Source organism: Intrasporangium chromatireducens Q5-1 (assembly GCF_000576575.1).
GTDB lineage: Bacteria > Actinomycetota > Actinomycetes > Actinomycetales > Dermatophilaceae > Intrasporangium_A > Intrasporangium_A chromatireducens.
In genome coordinates this window covers 1-17,769 of the sequence record NZ_AWQS01000025.1, presented here as the reverse complement: position 1 = coordinate 17,769, position 17,769 = coordinate 1, and the positions used below count along the sequence as shown (strand labels likewise).

General features: G+C 70.6%; 19 protein-coding genes. 13 read left to right on the top strand and 6 right to left on the bottom strand.

Going from position 1 to position 17,769, the window contains the following annotated elements:
• Nucleotides 1-29 precede the first annotated feature (29 nt).
• From N864_RS05235 to xylB, 6 genes are read left to right on the top strand one after another with little or no spacing between them, the layout of a single operon-like run.
• Nucleotides 30-1,397, top strand: a complete 1,368-nt coding sequence (locus N864_RS05235; RefSeq protein WP_034714272.1) for an ABC transporter substrate-binding protein — start codon at nucleotides 30-32, stop codon at nucleotides 1,395-1,397.
• A 16-nt stretch (nucleotides 1,398-1,413) separates the two neighbouring features.
• Nucleotides 1,414-2,355, top strand: a complete 942-nt coding sequence (locus N864_RS05230; RefSeq protein ID WP_034714270.1) for a carbohydrate ABC transporter permease — start codon at nucleotides 1,414-1,416, stop codon at nucleotides 2,353-2,355.
• Nucleotides 2,352-3,227 carry a carbohydrate ABC transporter permease gene (locus N864_RS05225; RefSeq protein ID WP_034714268.1) on the top strand — a complete coding sequence of 292 codons (876 nt, stop codon included), beginning with the start codon at nucleotides 2,352-2,354 and terminating at the stop codon, nucleotides 3,225-3,227. The genes N864_RS05230 and N864_RS05225 overlap by 4 nt, the downstream gene beginning before the upstream one ends.
• An 8-nt stretch (nucleotides 3,228-3,235) precedes the next feature.
• Nucleotides 3,236-4,717: a mannitol dehydrogenase family protein gene (locus N864_RS05220; protein WP_240474217.1), complete on the top strand. Its 1,482-nt coding sequence runs from the start codon at nucleotides 3,236-3,238 to the stop codon at nucleotides 4,715-4,717.
• The gene (locus tag N864_RS05215; protein WP_162164499.1) at nucleotides 4,710-5,756 is read left to right on the top strand and encodes an alcohol dehydrogenase catalytic domain-containing protein; all 1,047 of its coding nucleotides are present in this window, start codon (nucleotides 4,710-4,712) and stop codon (nucleotides 5,754-5,756) included. The genes N864_RS05220 and N864_RS05215 overlap by 8 nt, the downstream gene beginning before the upstream one ends.
• A gap of 34 nt (nucleotides 5,757-5,790) precedes the next feature.
• The gene (gene xylB, locus N864_RS05210) at nucleotides 5,791-7,233 is read left to right on the top strand and encodes a xylulokinase (protein WP_034714264.1); all 1,443 of its coding nucleotides are present in this window, start codon (nucleotides 5,791-5,793) and stop codon (nucleotides 7,231-7,233) included.
• Between the two features lie 40 nt (nucleotides 7,234-7,273).
• Here xylB and N864_RS05205 read toward each other — a convergent pair whose 3' ends face one another.
• A complete protein-coding gene (locus N864_RS05205; RefSeq protein WP_034714262.1) occupies nucleotides 7,274-8,134 on the bottom strand; it encodes a LysR family transcriptional regulator in 861 nt (286 codons plus the stop codon).
• Nucleotides 8,135-8,202: 68 nt separating this feature from the next.
• On the opposite strand from N864_RS05205, the gene N864_RS05200 reads away from it, so the two are divergent.
• Nucleotides 8,203-9,162, top strand: coding sequence for an EamA family transporter (locus N864_RS05200; protein ID WP_240474216.1), 960 nt, complete (start codon nucleotides 8,203-8,205; stop codon nucleotides 9,160-9,162).
• A 65-nt stretch (nucleotides 9,163-9,227) separates the two neighbouring features.
• Here the strand turns inward: N864_RS05200 and N864_RS05195 are convergent, their stop codons facing one another.
• Entirely contained in the window at nucleotides 9,228-10,100 is an 873-nt protein-coding gene (locus tag N864_RS05195) for an SDR family oxidoreductase (protein ID WP_034714259.1), read from the bottom strand.
• Nucleotides 10,097-10,540, bottom strand: a complete 444-nt coding sequence (locus N864_RS05190) for a nuclear transport factor 2 family protein (protein WP_034714257.1) — start codon at nucleotides 10,538-10,540, stop codon at nucleotides 10,097-10,099. The genes N864_RS05195 and N864_RS05190 overlap by 4 nt, the downstream gene beginning before the upstream one ends.
• 61 nt (nucleotides 10,541-10,601) lie before the next feature.
• Here N864_RS05190 and N864_RS05185 point away from each other — a divergent pair, with 61 nt between their 5' ends.
• Nucleotides 10,602-11,282 (top strand): TetR/AcrR family transcriptional regulator, encoded by a 681-nt coding sequence (locus N864_RS05185; protein ID WP_034714255.1) that lies wholly within the window; start codon nucleotides 10,602-10,604, stop codon nucleotides 11,280-11,282.
• A gap of 37 nt (nucleotides 11,283-11,319) precedes the next feature.
• On the opposite strand, the gene N864_RS05180 is transcribed toward N864_RS05185, so the two are convergent.
• On the bottom strand, nucleotides 11,320-11,760 hold the full coding sequence (locus tag N864_RS05180; protein WP_034714252.1) for a hypothetical protein: 441 nt from the start codon (nucleotides 11,758-11,760) through the stop codon (nucleotides 11,320-11,322).
• 539 nt (nucleotides 11,761-12,299) lie between these two features.
• Between N864_RS05180 and N864_RS05175 the strand changes: the two genes are divergently transcribed.
• Nucleotides 12,300-12,479 (top strand): hypothetical protein, encoded by a 180-nt coding sequence (locus tag N864_RS05175; protein ID WP_034714247.1) that lies wholly within the window; start codon nucleotides 12,300-12,302, stop codon nucleotides 12,477-12,479.
• Between the two features lie 73 nt (nucleotides 12,480-12,552).
• Here the strand turns inward: N864_RS05175 and N864_RS05170 are convergent, their stop codons facing one another.
• Complete coding sequence (locus N864_RS05170; protein ID WP_034714246.1) at nucleotides 12,553-13,131, bottom strand: M50 family metallopeptidase; 579 nt, start codon at nucleotides 13,129-13,131, stop codon at nucleotides 12,553-12,555.
• A gap of 156 nt (nucleotides 13,132-13,287) precedes the next feature.
• On the opposite strand from N864_RS05170, the gene N864_RS05165 reads away from it, so the two are divergent.
• The 4 genes from N864_RS05165 to N864_RS05150 are packed head-to-tail and all read left to right on the top strand — an operon-like array spanning nucleotide 13,288 to nucleotide 16,355.
• A complete protein-coding gene (locus tag N864_RS05165) occupies nucleotides 13,288-14,739 on the top strand; it encodes an MFS transporter (protein ID WP_034714244.1) in 1,452 nt (483 codons plus the stop codon).
• A 52-nt stretch (nucleotides 14,740-14,791) separates the two neighbouring features.
• Nucleotides 14,792-15,382, top strand: a complete 591-nt coding sequence (locus tag N864_RS05160) for a carboxymuconolactone decarboxylase family protein (protein ID WP_034714242.1) — start codon at nucleotides 14,792-14,794, stop codon at nucleotides 15,380-15,382.
• Nucleotides 15,383-15,435: 53 nt separating this feature from the next.
• Nucleotides 15,436-15,771: a YnfA family protein gene (locus N864_RS05155; protein ID WP_034714239.1), complete on the top strand. Its 336-nt coding sequence runs from the start codon at nucleotides 15,436-15,438 to the stop codon at nucleotides 15,769-15,771.
• A 44-nt stretch (nucleotides 15,772-15,815) separates the two neighbouring features.
• Complete coding sequence (locus N864_RS05150; RefSeq protein WP_034714237.1) at nucleotides 15,816-16,355, top strand: DinB family protein; 540 nt, start codon at nucleotides 15,816-15,818, stop codon at nucleotides 16,353-16,355.
• 126 nt (nucleotides 16,356-16,481) lie between these two features.
• Here N864_RS05150 and N864_RS05145 read toward each other — a convergent pair.
• Nucleotides 16,482-17,769, bottom strand: a 1,288-nt coding sequence (locus N864_RS05145) for an NAD-dependent succinate-semialdehyde dehydrogenase (RefSeq protein ID WP_034714235.1), incomplete at its 5' end; no start/stop codon positions are given.

Below are 17,769 nucleotides of genomic sequence, written 5' to 3'. Positions count from 1 at the left end.
GAGCGTCCGACTCAAAGGAGAGAAGCGCAATGATGCGTCACAGACTTGCCGTGATCGCCGCCTCGGGCGCGGCCGTTGCGACCGCGCTGGCCGGTTGCTCCGGTGCCGGCGGCGGTTCGGGGTCCGGTGGGGGCACCGGCGGCGGGGGTGGCTCGGTCCGGGTGCTCATGGTCAACAACCCACAGATGGTGGACCTCCAGAAGCTCACGGCCGACAACTTCACCAAGCAGACCGGCATCAAGGTGGACTATACGGTCCTGCCCGAGAACGACATGCGCGACAAGGCGAGCCAGGAGTTCTCGAGCCAGGCGGGCCAGTACGACGTGGCGACGCTCTCGAACTTCGAGATCCCGATCTACGCCAAGAACAAGTGGGTCGCGGACATCACCGACTCCGTCGGCAAGGACCCGGCGTTCGACCAGAACGACATCCTCAAGCCGATGACCCAGGCGCTGTCGGTCGACGGGAAGATCTACGGCGAGCCGTTCTACGGTGAGTCGTCGTTCCTCATGTACCGCAAGGACGTCCTCCAGTCCAAGGGCATCACGATGCCGGAGAACCCGACCTGGCAGCAGGTCGCGGACATCGCGGCCAAGGTCGACGGGGCCGAGCCGGGCATGAAGGGCATCTGCCTGCGTGGCCAGCCAGGGTGGGGCGAGATCTTCGCGCCGCTCACGACGGTCGTCAACACCTTCGGCGGCACCTGGTTCGACAAGGACTGGAACGCCAAGGTCAACGACGCTCCCTTCGTCGAGGCGACGCAGTTCTACGTCGACCTGGTGCGCAAGCACGGTGAGAGCGGTGCGTCGCAGGCCGGCTTCACCGAGTGCCTCAACAACATGACGCAGGGCAAGGTCGCGATGTGGTACGACGCCACGTCCGCCGCCGGCTCGCTCGAGGCCGACAACTCGCCGGTCAAGGGCAAGATCGGCTACGCCAAGGCGCCTGTCGTCAAGACGAAGAGCTCCGGTTGGCTCTACACCTGGGCCTGGGCGGTTGAAGAGGCCAGCAAGAACAAGGCGAACGCTGCCAAGTTCATCGCCTGGGCCTCGAGCAAGCAGTACGAGGAGCTCGTCGGCAAGCAGCTCGGCTGGGCGCGTGTCCCGGCGGGCAAGCGGGCCTCCACGTACTCCAACCCCGACTACGTCGCCGCTGCCAAGGCTTTCGCCGACGCGACCAAGACGGAGATCGAGTCAGTTGACCCGAACAACCCCGGCGTCCAGCCGCGGCCCGCTCCCGGCATCCAGTTCGTCGACATCCCAGAGTTCCCCGACCTGGGCACCAAGGTGAGCCAGCTCGTCAGCTCGGCGATCGCTGGTCAGACGAGCGTCAAGTCGGCCCTCGACCAGGGCCAAGCACTCGCCGAGGCCGTCAGCAAGAAGTACCAGAACAAGTAGTCGTCAGGAGATCCGCATGTCCACCGCCGTCGACAGCGCCACCGGTGTGGCGACGGGTGGGACTGCAGGAGGAGGCCCGTCGCGCGCAGCCAACTGGGCGCGACGGGCCCCGCTGCTTCCGGCCCTGCTCCTCGTCATCCTCGTCACGCAGCTGCCCTTCGTCGTGACGATCGTCATCTCGTTCATGAACTACAACGCGTACTACCCGAACGAGACCGGGTTCACGGGCATCACCAACTTCAAGACGGTGCTGTCCGACCCGCAGGCCCGCAGCGCCATCCTCGTGACGATCCTGCTCACCGTGGCCGTGGTCCTCATCTCGCTCGTCCTCGGCCTGCTGATCGCGCTCCTGCTCGACCGGAGGTTCCACGGGCGTGGCGTGGTCCGCACCATGATGATCACGCCCTTCCTCATCGTCCCGGTCGCCGCGGCCCTGCTGTGGAAGCACGCCCTCTACAACCCGGAGTACGGCCTCCTGAACGGCCTGCTGCGGATGGTCTTCGGGCCCGGCGCCGTCCAGCCCGACTGGATCGGCCAGCACCCGCGATGGGCGGTCATCTTCGCAATCGTGTGGCAGTGGACGCCGTTCATGATGCTCATTCTCCTGGCCGGACTGCAGAGCCGGCCGATGGACATCATCGAGGCGGCACGGATCGACGGGGCCAACAACTGGCAGATCTTCCGGCACATGACGCTGCCGCACCTGCGCACCTACATCGAGCTCGCCGCGCTGCTCGGGTCGATCTACGTGGTGCAGAACTTCGACCACGTCTTCACGATCACGTCCGGCGGCCTCGGCACGGCGAACCTGCCGTACTACATCTACCAGACCTTCTACACCGCGCATGACTACGGGCTGGCCTCGGCGGCCGGAGTGATCGTCGTCGTCGGCACGATCATCATCTCGACCGCAGCGCTGCGGACGGTGTTCTCCCTGTTCAAGGAGCAGAGCCGATGACAACAACGACAGCGGTGACCGTTCCTGGCGCCGAGAGCACTCGGCACTACCGCCACCAGAAGCCGCCCCGGTCCGGGATTATCCTGTCGGTCATCGCCTGGCTGATCGGGCTCGTCTTCGTCTTCCCGGTCCTCTGGATGGTCCTCACCTCGCTCCACTCGGAGCCGGACGCGGCCTCCAACCCGCCGAAGTTCTTCGCCTCGCTCACCCTCGACGGCTACCGCGAGTTCTTCAGCAGCGGCCCTGTCCCGCCGTTGCTCAACTCCGCCATGGCCAGCGTCTTCTCGACGGCACTGGTCCTGCTGCTCGCCTTCCCCGCGGCCTACGCGTTGAGCATCAAGCCGGTGAAGCGGTGGACCGACGTGCTGTTCTTCCTGCTCAGCACCAAGTTCCTGCCCGTCGTCGCGGGCCTGCTGCCGATCTACTTGTTCGCACAGAAGGTGGGTCTGCTCGACAACATCTGGCTCCTCGTCCTCTTCTATACGGTGATGAACCTGCCGATCGCGATCTGGATGCTGCGTTCGTTCCTGGCGGAGGTCCCCGTCGAGATGCTGGAGGCGGCGGAGGTCGATGGTGCGGGACTCCTGCGGACCCTCGGCTCGATCGTCGCGCCGGTCGTCATGCCTGGCCTCGCCTCTGCCGCGCTCATCTGCTTCATCTTCAGCTGGAACGAGCTGCTCTTCGCGCGTGTCCTCACCGCGACGACGGCCGAGACGGCCCCGGTGTTCCTCACCGGCTTCGTCACGAGCCAGGGCCTGTTCCTGGCCCAGGTGTGCGCCGCCTCCGTCGTCGTCTCCATCCCCGTTCTCGTGGCGGGGTTCGCAGCCCAGGACAAGCTCGTCCAGGGCCTCTCGATGGGAGCCGTGAAGTGAGTGCCGGTGTGCCGCTGAGCAGTGCCAGCCTCGGCGACCTGCCCGACGACGTGGCCGGACCGACCTATGACCGGTCCCGGGTGACGGCCGGCATCGTACATTTCGGCGTGGGCGGGTTCCACCGCGCCCACCAGGCCATGTACGTCGATGCCCTGATGAACCGGGGCGAGGCGCTGGACTGGGGCATCGTCGGCGTCGGCGTCATGCCGCAGGACGCCCGGATGCGCGACGCCCTGGGTGCGCAGGACCACCTGTACACCCTCGTCGTCAAGCATCCCGACGGCTCCCTGGAGCCGCGCGTCATCGGCTCGATCGTCGACTATCTCTTTGCTCCGGACGACCCGGAGGTGGTCCTGCAGAGGATGACCGACCCTGCCACCCGGATCGTCAGCCTCACCGTGACCGAGGGCGGCTACCACGTCAACCAGGTCACGGGAGACTTCGACCCGAACGACCCGGCCCTGCGGGCGGATCTGACGGGAGACCGGCCTCCGGTCAGCGCCTTCGGCTACATCGTTGAGGCGCTGCGCCGACGCAGGGACGCGGGGGTTGCGCCCTTCACGGTGATGTCGTGTGACAACCTGCCGGGCAACGGCCACGTGGCGCGCAAGACGATCACGGCCTTCGCCCGGCTGAAGGACCCGGGGCTCGCGGACTGGATGGACACGCACGTTGCGTTCCCCAACTGCATGGTCGACCGGATCACCCCGGTGACGACGCCAGCGGACATCGATGCCCTCGAGGCGCGCTTCGGGATCGTGGACCGGTGGCCGGTCGTGTGTGAGCCGTTCACCCAGTGGGTGCTCGAGGACGACTTCCCCCAGGGCCGCCCACCGTTCGAGGACGTTGGCGTCCAGGTCGTCGACGACGTGGTCCCCTACGAGCTGCTGAAGCTGCGGCTGCTCAACGCGAGCCACCAGGCGCTCTGCTACCTCGGCTACCTCTCCGGCTACCGCTATGCCCACGAGGTCTGCTCTGACCCACTGTTCGTCTCGTTCCTGCTGGGCTACATGGAGCAGGAGGGCTCACCAACCCTTCCCGACGTGCCGGGAGTCGATCTGGACGCCTACCGCCACCAGCTCATCGAGCGTTTCGCCAACCCGGAGGTCCGGGACACCTTGGCCCGCCTCTGCGCCGAGAGCTCGGACCGGATCCCCAAATGGCTCATGCCGGTCGTCCTCGCCAACCTCGAGCGAGGCGGACCGATCGAGCGGTCGACGCTGGTGGTGGCCGCGTGGGCGCGCTACGCCGAGGGAGTCGACGAGGAGGGAGCGCCGATCGAGGTCGTGGACCGGCTCAAGGACCAGGTCATGGCCGCGGCGGCTCGCCAGAAGGACGACCCGCTCGCGTTCATCCGCAACACGGACCTCTTCGGCGCGGCGGTCGACGACGAGCGGTTCGCCTCGACGTATGCCGCCTTCCTCGAGGACCTGCACACGAAGGGCGCGCGCCAGACGCTCAAGGAGCTGGAGGACCGGCTGGGTGACTGAGACGGGGCAGGGTCGCCCGAAGGCGTCCGGCAGGGCGTTCGGCGCGGTGATGAAGGCGGTCGTGCTCGACGGTCGGGGCGGCATCGAGGTGGTGGAGAAGCCGGTTCCGACGCTCGGTCCCACCGACGTCCTCATCGCGCCGCGGGCCTCCGGTGTGTGCGGAACGGACCTGCACCTCATCGACGGCACCTTCGGGTACGCCCGCTACCCGGTCACCCCGGGACACGAGTTCGCCGGGGTCGTCGCGGCCACCGGTCGTGGCGTCCGACGCTTCCGCGAGGGTGACCTGGTCTGCGTCGACCCGAACGTCGCGTGCGGCACCTGTCGGTGGTGCCGCGTGGGCGCCCCGAACCACTGCCACCAGCTCGACCCGATCGGGCTGACGCGCAACGGGTCGTGCGGGGAGTACGTGCTGGTCCCGGAGTCGGTCGTCCACGCCCTGCCGGACGGGGTCGATGCCAGCATGGGGGCACTCGTGGAGCCGTTGTCCTGCGTGCTGCATGCAGCGAGCCGCACACCGGGATGGGCCGACGCCCGCGTGGCCGTGCTTGGCGCCGGTCCCATCGGGCTTATCGCCATCGCCGTCGCCAGACACCTGGGTGCCGGTGAGGTGGTCGCGTTCGAGCCGCAGCCCTTCCGTCGCGAGCTCGCCCTCACCCTCGGCGCGGAGACGGCCCACGCCGACGCGGCGGAGACCGAGGGACAGTTCGACATCGCCGTCGAGGCGAGCGGACGGCTGTCCGTGATCCAGCGGGCCATCGAGATGCTCGGGCCGCGAGGGCGACTGCTGCAGATGGGCGTCGCCAACCCGGACGACCTCGCCCGGGTCTCGCCCTACCAGGTCTTCGCGAAGGAGCTGATGATCATCGGGTCCTTCTCCCTGGCGGACGCGTACCCTGCGGCCGTCGAGATGATGCCGGACCTCGCCACCCTGCTGCGGCCGCTCATCACCGATCAAGTGCCGCTGAGCCGTTATCGCGACGCCGTGGCGCTGCTCTCGTCGCCGACGTCGATCAAGGTCCAAGTGGTGCCCGACTGACATGGCGCCGGCCGCGGTCGGGTTTCATAGATCCATGAGCGCGCCACGACTCGTCGCGGGGATCGACTCCTCGACCCAGTCCTGCAAGGTCGTCATCCGCGATGCCGCGACGGGCCGGCTCGTGCGCCAGGGACGCGCCCTGCATCCGGACGGGACGGAGATCGACCCCGAGATCTGGTGGCTGGCCCTGCGTGAGGCGCTGGCGCAGGCCGACGGGCTCGACGACGTGGCGGCCGTGGCGATCGGGGGCCAGCAGCACGGCATGGTCGCGCTCGACCACCGCGGCGCCGTCGTGCGGCCCGCGCTCCTATGGAACGACACCCGATCGGCTCAGGCGGCTGCCGACCTCGTGGCCGAGCTGGGGGCCGCCGAGTGGGCCCGCGCCACCGGCCTGGTGCCCGTCGCCTCCTACACCGGCACCAAGCTGCGCTGGCTCGCCGAGCACGAGCCGGAGCACGCGGCTCGGGTGGCCGCCGTGGCGCTGCCGCACGACTGGCTCAGCTGGCGTCTGCGGGGCTACGGTCCCGCCGGGGAGTCGCCCCTCGGCCCCGATCTGTCCGCCCTGGCCACAGATCGCTCCGACGCCTCCGGCACCCTCTATTTCGACCCCGTCGGCAACGAGTACGACCGGGACCTGCTCGTGCGGTGCCTCGGCCACGACGCGGTCCTGCCGCGGGTGGCCGCTCCGAACGAAGCCATCGGCACGGTCGTCGGCAGCGGCTGCCTCGTCGGCCCCGGGGCCGGCGACAATGCGGCAGCGGCGTTCGGGCTCGGGCTCGAGCAGGGCGATGCTGCGGTGTCGCTCGGCACCTCCGGGGTGGTGTCGGCGGTCTCCGCGACGGCGGCCCACGACGCGACCGGTCTGGTCAGCGGGTTCGCCGACGCCACGGGGGTGTTCCTCCCGCTCGCCTGCACCCTCAACGCCGCACGCGTCCTCGACGCCGCGACCCGGTGGCTCGGGGTCGACCACGTGCGCCTGTCCGAGCTTGCACTCCAGGCGCCGCCCGGCGCAGACGGCCTGGTCCTCGTGCCCTACCTCGAGGGAGAGCGCACCCCGAACCTGCCCGAGGCCACCGGGGCGCTGCACGGGCTGCGGCTGTCGAACTCGAGCCAGGCGCACCTCGCCCGCGCCGCGGTGGAGGGAATGCTGTGCGGCCAGGCCGACGGCCTGGAGGCGCTGCGTGCGACCGGGCTGGAGCCGGTGCGGCTCCACCTCATCGGTGGGGCGGCCCGGTCAGAGGCGGTGCGCCGGGTCGCGCCGGAGGTGTTCGGGCTGGACGTGTTGGTGCCGGAGCCCGGTGAGTACGTCGCGGACGGTGCGGCACGCCAGGCGGCGTGGGTGCTCTCCGGCGCGGCCGAGCCGCCGCTCTGGAGCACCTCGGGGCGGACGGAGACCTACCTGGCGCAGCATCCCGAGGCGACGAAGGCCATTCGGCAGCGGTACGCCGACGCGCGGGAGCGCTATCTGGACCGGTGAGCGCGGCCGCCCGCCGGCGCCCGCCCGGCCAGCACCCGCGCTACCCGCGTGAGTACAGCTCCGTCACGGCGTCGACCAGGTCTGCGAGCCCCGACGGGCGGTCGTCGCGCCACCACACGAGCCGGACGGGAATGCGGGGGCCGTCCTTGATCGGCCGGTAGGTGACGCCGGGCCGGGGGTGATGGTGCGCCGTCGCCTCCGCCGTCGTCCCCACCCCCCGCCCGGCGGCGATCGCGTCGAGCCAGCTGTCGACATCGGAGGACTCGGTGAAGCGCGGCGCGTGGTCGGCCCCCGCCCACAGCGCGCTGCTCGTGGTGCCGACCCGGGGGTCGATGATGACCGTCCGGTCCGCGATCTCGGCCATGCTGAGCTGGCGCCGTCGGGCCCACTGCGGGTCGTCGGAGGCGAAGGCGGCGAGCCGACGCTCGAGCCCGACGACGACCGAGTCGAACCGCCGGTCGTCGACCGCCCGCCGGGCGATGGCGACGTCGCACAGACCCTCGCTCAGCCCGGCCGTGAGGGAGCTGTGCCGGACCAGCTGCAGCTCGACCGACTCGTGCTGGCGCGCCCACTCGCGCTGCAGCCGAGCGGTGTGCCGGCCGAGAGCCGCCCAGGCGTAGCCGAGGCGCAGGACGCCGTGCCGCGAGTGCACGAACTCGGTGAACCGGTCGGCCTCGGCCAGCACCCGGCGCGCCTGCGGGAGCAGCTGCTGGCCCGTGCTGGTCAGCTCGCACCCCCGCGGCACCCGGCGCAGCAGCCGTTCGCCCACCAGCCGCTCGAGGCCGGCGATGGTGCGCGACACCGCCGCCTGGGAGACATGGAGCCGGGCGGCGGCGTCCGTGAACGACCCCTCGTCCGCCGCCGTGGCGAAGAACCGCAGCTCGCGCAGCGTCCAATCCATAACCGGAGCGTATGGCAGCGTCGTTTCCTGCACTAGGCGTATGACGCCTGCGCGCCTACCGTCGGTCCATGACCGTGTCCGACGCCGTGCCCCTGGAGCCGGTCGCCACCGCGCCCGAGCAGCTCTCGGCCGCCGCTGCGACCCGCCGCGAGCGCGCCGTAGGGATCACGATGATGCTCGGCAGCTCCATGTCGAACCAGGCGGGTGCGGCCTTCGGCGCGATGGCGTTCCCGATGATCGGGCCCGTCGGTGTCGTCGCCGTGCGCCAGTTCGTCACGGCCCTGGTCCTCGTGCCCGTGGCCCGCCCGCGCCTGTCGAGCCTCCACCGCGCGGACTGGCGGCTCGTGCTCGCCCTCGCCGGCGTGTTCAGCGTGATGAACGTCAGCCTCTATGCGTCCGTCGAGCGGATCGGCCTTGGCCTCGCCGTGACGCTCGAGTTCCTCGGTCCCCTCGCCGTCGCCATCGCCAGCTCCCGCCGGGCGCTCGACCTCGGCTGCGCCGGTCTCGCGGCGGTCGGGGTCGTCGTGCTGACGGACCCCGGTCCCACGAGCGACGGCGTCGGCGTCGCCCTGGCGCTCGTCGCCGCGGCCTGCTGGGCGTCGTACATCCTGCTCAACCGCGCTCTCGGCCAGCGCCTGCCCGGCATCCGCGGCACGGCGTCGGCGAGCCTCGTCAGTGCCGTGGTGTGGGTCCCCGTCGCGGTCGTCTGGTTCCTGGCCCATCCGCCGAGCGCCGCCGCCGTGGGCCTCGCGATCGCCTGCGGACTGCTGTCCTCGGCCGTCCCGTACGTCGCCGACCTGCTCGCGCTCAGGCGCGTCCCGGCCCAGCTGTTCGGCACGCTGACGAGCCTCAACCCGGTGTGGGCGGCCGTCGCCGGCTGGCTCCTGCTGCACCAGGCCCTGCACGTGCACGAGTGGGTCGGGGTCGCCCTCATCGTGACGAGCAGCCTGGTCGTGTCCACGCGCGGCCTCGCCGCGCTCCCCCGGGTGCGTCCCGGGGACGTCACGGCTCAGCAGCGACGCGGCTGAGCGGCATACGACTCGAGGGGTATGCCGCTCAGCCGGCTCTCGCGGCGAGGTGACCTAGGCGCCCGTCAGGCGGGAGCCCCCGCCAGGAGCAGGGCCTCTGCGATCGGGGTGCAGGGCACCCAGGGGTGGGCCGCCCGGGTCGTCGCCGCGTCGACGGTCAGCGGAAGCGTGTCCATCTGCAGCGCCATGCGGGCCAGGCGGGCCTGGTTGGGCCGCGCCCGGGCGAGGACCGCGGACATCGCCCGCAATGCGAGGGGTGGGACATGCCCGACCTTCTCCTGCCCGGTGACGAGTCGGGCGAGCTGGTTCATCGTGAGGTTGTCCGCGCCCGCGACGTCGATGACCTCGCCCCTCAGCTCCGGGTCGACCACCGCACGGTGCACGACGGCGGCCGCGTCACGGACGCTGACGAAGTTGACCGGGTTCGTCCCCGTGCCGAAGACGCGGGGCACCCCTCCTCGCCCCGCCGTCTGGCGCAACAGGTCGGCGTGCATCTCGGCATACGCGGTCGGTCGCACGACGGTCCAGTCGGGCCGGCCGGGCTGGTGGTCGCGCAGGGCGCGCTCGGCGACGGCCTTCATCCGCATGAGCTCCATGGGATGGTCGTCCGCGGCGTCGATGGTCGACACGAGGACGATGTCGGCGCCGGCCGCGCGGGCCGCCGCGATGAGGGCGAGGTTGCCGTCCCGGTCGACCTCGGCGGGTGACTCGCCGCCCGTCGGGTCGAGACCGTGGACGGCGGACACGACGACGCTCGAGCCGGCGACTGCCGCCGGCAGGGTCTCCGGTCGCCGGACGTCACCGGCCACGAACTCGGTGCCCGCCGGAAGGTCGCGTGGCCGCGAACGACCGACGAGCCGCACCGGGCGGCCCTCCGCCACGAGGCGGGCGGCGACGAGTCGCCCCAGCCGGCCGGTGCCGCCCACGATGGTGATCATGCGGGACTCCCGGTGACCAGGTCGCCGACGGCGGCATCGATCCCGGGGGCGGTCGCGCTCGCCTCGGTGGGCTCGAGATAGAAGCGGTTGGCCCGGACGAGGTCGCCCTCTCCCGGCCCGACGGTGAGGATCATGACGCCGCGCATGAGGTGGGCAGCGCCGTCGACCCTGGTGCCGCTCATCTCCCACTCGGTCCACCACCGGTCGGCCGACCCGGGGGCGGCGTCGGTCACGGTGGCCGAGATGTCGGGGATGAGGGTGAAGAACTGCTCCCAGTTGCGACGCACCTGGTGGGGGCCGGTGAAGTTGCGGCTGGGGTGGTTCGGCGTCTCGAGGCGGTAGTCGTCCGCGAAGCAGGCGACGAGGCCCTCGAGGTCATGGGCGTTGGTGGCGGTCACCAGGCGGACGAGCGTCGGTGGCAGCCCGAGTGATTCGGACATGGTGACCTCTGTGGTGCTGATTCGATACAGTGAGGTGTATCTGATTGAAAGGGTCCTCCCAGTGGCACGTGACGTCAAGAGCCCGGGGCGCACGCGTCGTCGGTACGACTCCAGCGGGCGTCGTCGGCAGGCTGAGCAGCGGCGTGCCCGGGTCATCGAGGCGGCCAGGGCCTGCTTCCTCGCCGACGGCTACGTGGCGACGACGGTGCCGCAGATCGCCGAAACGGCGGGCGTGAGCGTCGAGTTCGTCTACAAGGCGTTCGACTCGAAGGCCGGTGTGGCGGCAGCGGCGTGGCAGCAGGCGCTCCTCGGGCAGGGCTCCCGTCCCGCCGAGGAGCGGTCGGACGAGGTGTCCTCCACCGCGAGTGATCCTCGCGAGATCCTGCGCAACTGGGCGATCCTGTCGGCCGAGGTGAGCGAGCTGGGGGCGCCGCTGACGGCTCTCATCCGGGCCGCGGCGCAGGTCGACGAGGGTGCCCAGCGCCTCTTCGACCGCTTCGAGCAGGCCCGCCGCGAACGGATGGCGCACAACGCGGCGTACCTCGTCGACGGTGGCCACGTGCGTCCCGGGCTCACCGCCGCCCAGGTGAGGGACATCCTCCTCGTGGCGGCCGGCGAGCTGTACGAGTCGCTCGTGCTGGGCCGAGGCTGGGCGCGCGATACCTACATCGACGTGACGTACCGGTTCCTCGAGGCCGCGCTGCTCCCGGGCGGGGAGGTCAGCGCTCGTACGTCCCGGTGAGAGTGCACGGCCCTGGCCTCCTGCCGCTCGAAGCCCCCTACGCGTTGGGCACCATGTGCAGCCGGCGCGAGACCTCCACGTGCAGTCTGACGTAGTAGGCGTCCACGCCGGCCTGCGTCACGCCGTGCAGATGCAGGTGCCCGTCGGGCGTGCGGAGCACGATATGCCCACTGGCGTGGCGGTATGAGAGCCACTGGTTCCAGTGGGAGCCGAGAAACGACGCGCGCTCCCGTTGACCGAGCCCCTGCGCCCGCCTGCTCCACGACGCCGTTGCCCTGATGAGTGCCGCTGTTGGGCTGTCGCTCTGGCGCCCGTGCAGCTCGAAGTCTGCGAGCAGCTCGTGCTCGCCGAGATACCACTCGACATCACAGGTCATGCCGAGCAGGTCTTCCGCGAGGGCCGGGTGCGCGCTTGAGGTGACGTGCTCGAGGAGCGCGTGATAGCGCCGGACGTCGCCGGCCAGGACGAGTCCGTCCATCGTTGGGTCCTTTCCCTGGTCCACCCACAGGTGGAGTGACCGCGGCGAGCCGCCCGTCTCCGGGCGTGCTGCTGACCGCGGGCGGCGCCGGAGTGGCGCCGCTTCAAGGACCCGCCGATGATCGATGCGGGTGGAACCTGACCGAGAGCCTACGACGGGGCCTGACACGCCGCCCACGCCGGGCGAAAAAGAAGTGGACGGCGCACTGGCCCGACTGGCTTACTTCTCCGTAGAGGGCTTCCTGCCAACGGCTCTCGAGGAGAAGAACCATGCAAAGCGATCCGAGGATCCCGACGCCCGTCGGGTTCGACGCCCGTTGCGTCGCTGCCTCGATCGTTGGCGCGCGAATCGCCTTGACCTGCTGAGGGTTCCGGCCCGCGTCTCGACGATCGACACCGTCGACGCCTCTGGGGCCACACCGTTGTTCCACGCCAGCCAGTCGTGCTGGGCATCACCGGCCAGACGCCGACTCGCCCGCCTGCTGCCCTGACATCGAGCAACAACAGAGCTGACACGCCCGGTACGCAAGGAGATTCGCCATGTACAACCCACTGCTCGAGTACGAGGTGCGAGCGGTCCTGCAGCATGCTGAGCATGAGGCCGCAGAACGCCTCCGACGGCGCGGCACCGATCAGCCGCGCGAGCGCTGGTGGCAGCGACGCCAGCACGCGACGACCCAGCGCCCGCAGGGGCGCGCTCGAGTCGTCCGAGCCGAGTGACACGACGGCCAGCCCCCACACCGGGGGCTGGCCGTGCTCATGCCCGGGACCTCCGGAGGTCCAGACGGGGCCACTAGGCCCAGAGCAGGAGGACCTCGCTGCCCACGACCCAGGTCGCGGCGGCGCACCCGACTGCGAAGGTCAGGTTCCACACGAAGGACGGCACGTGGGTCAGGGAAGCCAGCACGCGCGGGTCGCTCGACCGGTCGCTGGAGCCCCAGACCGCGGCCAGGTGCCGCCAGGCGCCGATCAGCAGGACGATCCCCGAGCCGACGAGCACCCTTGCCTGAGTGGCGTCATCGCGCCACCACCAGAGAGCTCCAGCCCCGGCGAGGGCGGTGAGCACGACGACGAGCGTCAGCGCCGAGCGCACCCGGAACAGTGCCACGACGAGGGCGACGATGACGGCTGCCACGAGGGCTGCCGACCAGCCCCGCCCCGCGAGCCACACCATGGCCGCGCCGACGACGGCGGGAGCGGGATAGCCGGCCCACGTCGAGAGGACCCGACCGGGTCCGCGCGGCTTGCCGACCGTCACCGCATGGCCCCCCGCGAGGGCGCAGCCGAGCACGGCCAGCACCGTCGCCCGGTCGAGCGAGACGGTTCCAGCCACCGGCTCCAGCCGCCATCTCAGCTCGTCGATCCAGCTCACGACTCGAGAACCTAACTCACCGACGAAGGACACATCGCGGCCCGATGCGGTCCGCTCCCAGCCCGTTCTCAGACTTCCCGCATATGACGGAGGAAAGCACCCCGGGGAAGCAACGGCCCGCGTGTCCGGCCACCCCGGATCTGGGAGGTGACTCTCATGGCGACAGAGGCCGGCTCGCCCGCGCTCGGTGCGCCCACCGGTGAGGGCATCATCGCAAGACTGGAACGGCTCGAGGTGTGGAGCCTGTCCTACCTCTTCATCGGGATCATCGGGCTCGGCTTCCTCTTCACGTTCTACGACATCTTCGACATCAACGTCTCGTTCATCCAGACGTGCACCCAGATCAAGCCCGGCTGCACCCCCGAGAACGCGCTCAGCGCGCTGCCCCTGCCGGTCGTGCTGAACCTCGTCGGCTACGTCGTCGGCACGTTGATCCTCAGCCCCATCGCCGACCGGATCGGCCGGCGCAACATGCTGCTCATCACGATGCTCATCACCGGCCTGGGCTCGCTCTACAACGCGTTCGTGGGTGACTACGCGAACTTCAACGCCGCCCGGGCCATCACCGGTATCGGCATCGGCGCCGACCTCGCGATCGTCAACACCTACATCGGTGAGGTGGCGCCCCGCCGCGCCCGGGCGAGGTTCACGACCCTCATCTTCATCATGTCGGCCCTGGGTGCCCTCCTCGGCATCTGGCTGGGGCTCTTCCTCACGACTCCGGCAACTCCGTGGCCGAACGGACTGCCCTTCGCCCTGGGCGGACCCGGGTTCGAGAACGGGTGGCGCTGGATGTACGGCGTCGGGGCACTGCTGGCCCTCGTGGCGATCCTGCTGCGGTTCGAGCTGCCGGAGTCGCCGCGGTGGCTCATCGGGCAGCATCGGCTCGACGAGGCGGACCGCATCGTCGCGCACATGGAGGCCCGGGCCGCCAAACGGGGACCACTCGCCGAGCCGCAGCTCGAGGCGGTCGGGGGAGCGGTGACGCCGCCGGCGCCCCTGCCCTATCACGACCTGTTCACCAACCCGCTCTACATCCGCCGGATGATCCTGCTCTTCCTCGTCTGGTTCATCGGCTACATCACCGTCTACTCGTACGCCGCAGGCTTCACGAGCGTCCTGTCCGCGCTGAAGTACCCGCCGCCCGAGGCAGGTGTCATCGCGGCCGTGGGCACCTTCGGGTTCGTCGCCGAGGCCATCGTGATGAGCTTCATCGTCGAGCGCCTCCACCGGCGGCACTGGCTGCCCGTCGGTGCGGTGGTGACCATCATCGGCGCCCTGATCGTCGCCTTCGCCGGCAAGAACATCGGCCTGGCGTTCGTCGGCTCGTTCATCATCTTCGCCGGCTTCAACCTCTGGGTCTCGCCGACCTACGCCCTGTCCGCGGAGAGCTTCCCGACGCGTGCCCGGACGACGGGCTTCGCGGTCGTCGACGGCGTCGGGCACATCGGCGGCGGCATCGGCGTCCTCGTCATCGCCCCGATCCTGCCGACCATGTCCACCCTCGGCGCGTTGATGCTCATCTCGAGCTTCCTCGTCGTCGCGGCAATCATCGTGCAGTTCGCTCCCCACACCCGCGACCGCCACCTCGACCACATCTCGCCCTGACCGCCGAGAGGAAAACAGCCCGCGCGAGATCGGACGACCACACAATGAGGAGATGTTCATCTCCCCGGTGAGCGAGGAGGCCGCGGGGCCGGACCTCGCCGCGTACTACGAGCGCCAGCGGGCGGCGTGGGGCTTCCTGCCGAACTACGCCGGAGCGTTCTCCACCAGCCCCGAGGTCGCGCGGGCCTGGGACGCACTCAACCAGGCGGTGCGGGGCGGCATGGACCGCCGCCGCTTCGAGATCGCCACGATCGCGGCCGCGCGGGCCCGGCGCTCGACGTACTGCACCGCGGCGCACTCGACCTTCCTGCGCGACATCTGCGGCGACGAGCCGACCATGCGGGCGATCGCCGAGCAGCCCGACGGGGCAGCCCTTGATGCGCAGGACCGCGCGGTCTACGAGTTCGCCGGCAAGGTGGCCGAGGATGCCGCGTCGATCGATGCCTCCGACGTGGAGCGGCTCCGCGCCGTGGGGCTCACCGACGGCGACATCGCCGACGTCGTCTTCGCCGCAGCCGCTCGGTGCTTCTTCACGGCCGTGCTCGACGGGTTGGGCGCGCAGCTGGACCCGCAGACGGCCGAGCGACTGCCATCCAGCCTGCTCGAGTCGATGATCGTCGGGAGGGCGGTGGCCGAGCCCTGACCCGCGTCGGCTGGGCCACGACCCGCGGACCCCCGGCTGAGAGACTGCGGCACATGACGGTGACCAGATCGCTCCCGCTCTTCGCCCTGGCCGCGCTGGCGGAGATCGGGGGCGCCTGGCTCGTCTGGCAGGGCGTGCGCGAGCACCGCGGCTGGGTGTGGATCGGCGCCGGAGTGGTCGCGCTCGGCCTCTACGGGTTCGTCGCGACGCTGCAACCCGACGCCCACTTCGGGCGGATCCTCGCGGCCTACGGCGGCGTCTTCGTCGCCGGATCCCTGGTGTGGGGCATGGCAGTCGACGGGTTCAGGCCCGACCGCTACGACGTCATCGGTGCGCTCGTCTGCCTCGTCGGCGTGGCCGTCATCATGTACGCCCCCCGTTCGGCCTGACCCGAGCGCGTGCCGGGACCACTGGCCCGCGCTTGGATCGGGCAATGAGCGGTCGCTGGACGACCCCTGAGCAGGACCCCCGGACCTACGGCAACCCCGTCAGTGAGCTGGAGACCTATCGCGAGTACCTCGGCAACTACCGCCTCACCATCGAGCTGAAGTGCGACGGCCTGGGCGCCGACGAGCTCGCCCGGCGGTCCGTCCCGCCGAGCACCCTCAGCCTGCTCGGGCTCGTGCGCCACCTCGCGCAGGTGGAGAACCACTGGTTCCAACGGGTCCTGCAGGGCCAGACGGACGGCCCGCGGCTCTACAAGAGCGACGAGGACCGCGACCTCGACTTCAACGGTGCCCGGCCGGACCCCGCGCTGGTCGAGGACGCCTTCACGACCTGGAAGGCCGAGATCGCGAAGGCCGACGAGTGGCTCGACACGCGCTCCGACTCCGACCTGGGCGAGCAGGTGAGGGTGCATGACGAGACGGCCTCGGTCCGCGACATCCTCGTGCACGTCATCGAGGAGTACGCCCGGCACGCCGGGCACGCCGACCTGCTGCGCGAGAGCATCGACGGCCGCACCGGCCAGTAAGCCCCTGTATGCCGCTCACCTCGCCACCTGCCGAAGGTGACCCCCGAGCGGGGCGGGCTCAGCGGCATACGGAACGGTCGTCGCCCGGCCCCGCGTGCTGCGGGACCGGGCGGGACGAGCGGGACCTCACCCGAAGGGGTTCGGCGTGAGCGTGTACTTCGTCTGCAGGTACTCGTGGATGCCCTCGGCACCGCCCTCGCGGCCGAGGCCGGAGAACTTCCAGCCGCCGAAGGGTGCCGCGGCGTTCGACACGACGCCGATGTTGAGGCCCATCATCCCGGTCTCGAGGCGCTCGATCATGCGCTGCCCGCGGGCGAGGTTCTCGGTGTAGACGTAGGAGACGAGGCCGTACTCCGTGTCGTTGGCGATCCGGACCGCGTCGTCCTCGTCGTCGAACGGGACGATCGCGAGGACCGGGCCGAAGATCTCCTCGCGGAGGATGTCGCTGCCCTCGGGGACGTCGCAGACGACCGTCGGCTCGTAGAAGGTCCCGGGCCCGTCCACGGCCTGGCCGCCGGCGCGCAGCTCGGCACCCCGGTGCACCGCGTCGTCGACGAGCTGCTTCGCCTTGGTGACCGCACGGTCGTCGATGAGCGGGCCGATCGTCACGCCGTCCTCGGTGCCGCGGCCGATCTTCATGCCCTTGACCTGCGCCGTGACCCGCTCGGTGAACTCCTCGACGAGCGAGCGGTGCACGATGAAGCGGTTCGCCGCGGTGCAGGCCTGTCCGACGTTGCGGAACTTCGCGGCCATCGCGCCCGCAACGGCCTTGTCGAGGTCGGCGTCGTCGAACACGATGAACGGCGCGTTGCCGCCGAGCTCCATGGAGGTGCGCAGCACTCCGGGAGCCGCCTGCGCGAGGAGCAGCTGGCCGACCGGCGTCGACCCCGTGAAGGACAGCTTGCGCAGCCGGGGGTCACCGATGATCGCCTCCGACACCGGGCCGGCGGCCGAGGTCGTCACGACGTTGACGACGCCGGCCGGCAGGCCCGCCTCGACGAGGAGCTGCGCGAAGAACATCGTCGTGAGCGGAGTCAGCTCGGCCGGCTTGATGACGACCGTGCAGCCCGCCGCGAGCGCCGGGGCGATCTTGCGGGTCGCCATGGCGAGCGGGAAGTTCCACGGTGTGATGAGGTAGCACGGCCCGACCGGGTGCTGGGAGACGATCATCCGGCCCGTACCCTCGGGGTTCGCGCCGTAGCGGCCCTGCACGCGGGTCGCCTCCTCGCTGAACCAGCGGACGAACTCGGCGCCATACGTGACCTCGCCGCGGGCCTCGGCGAGCGGCTTGCCCATCTCGATCGTCATGAGGAGGGCGAAGTCCTCCGCGCGCTCCTTGAGCAGGTCGAAGGTATGGCGCAGCAGCTCGGCCCGCTCGCGCGCCGGCGTCGCCGCCCACGCGGGGAAGGCGCCG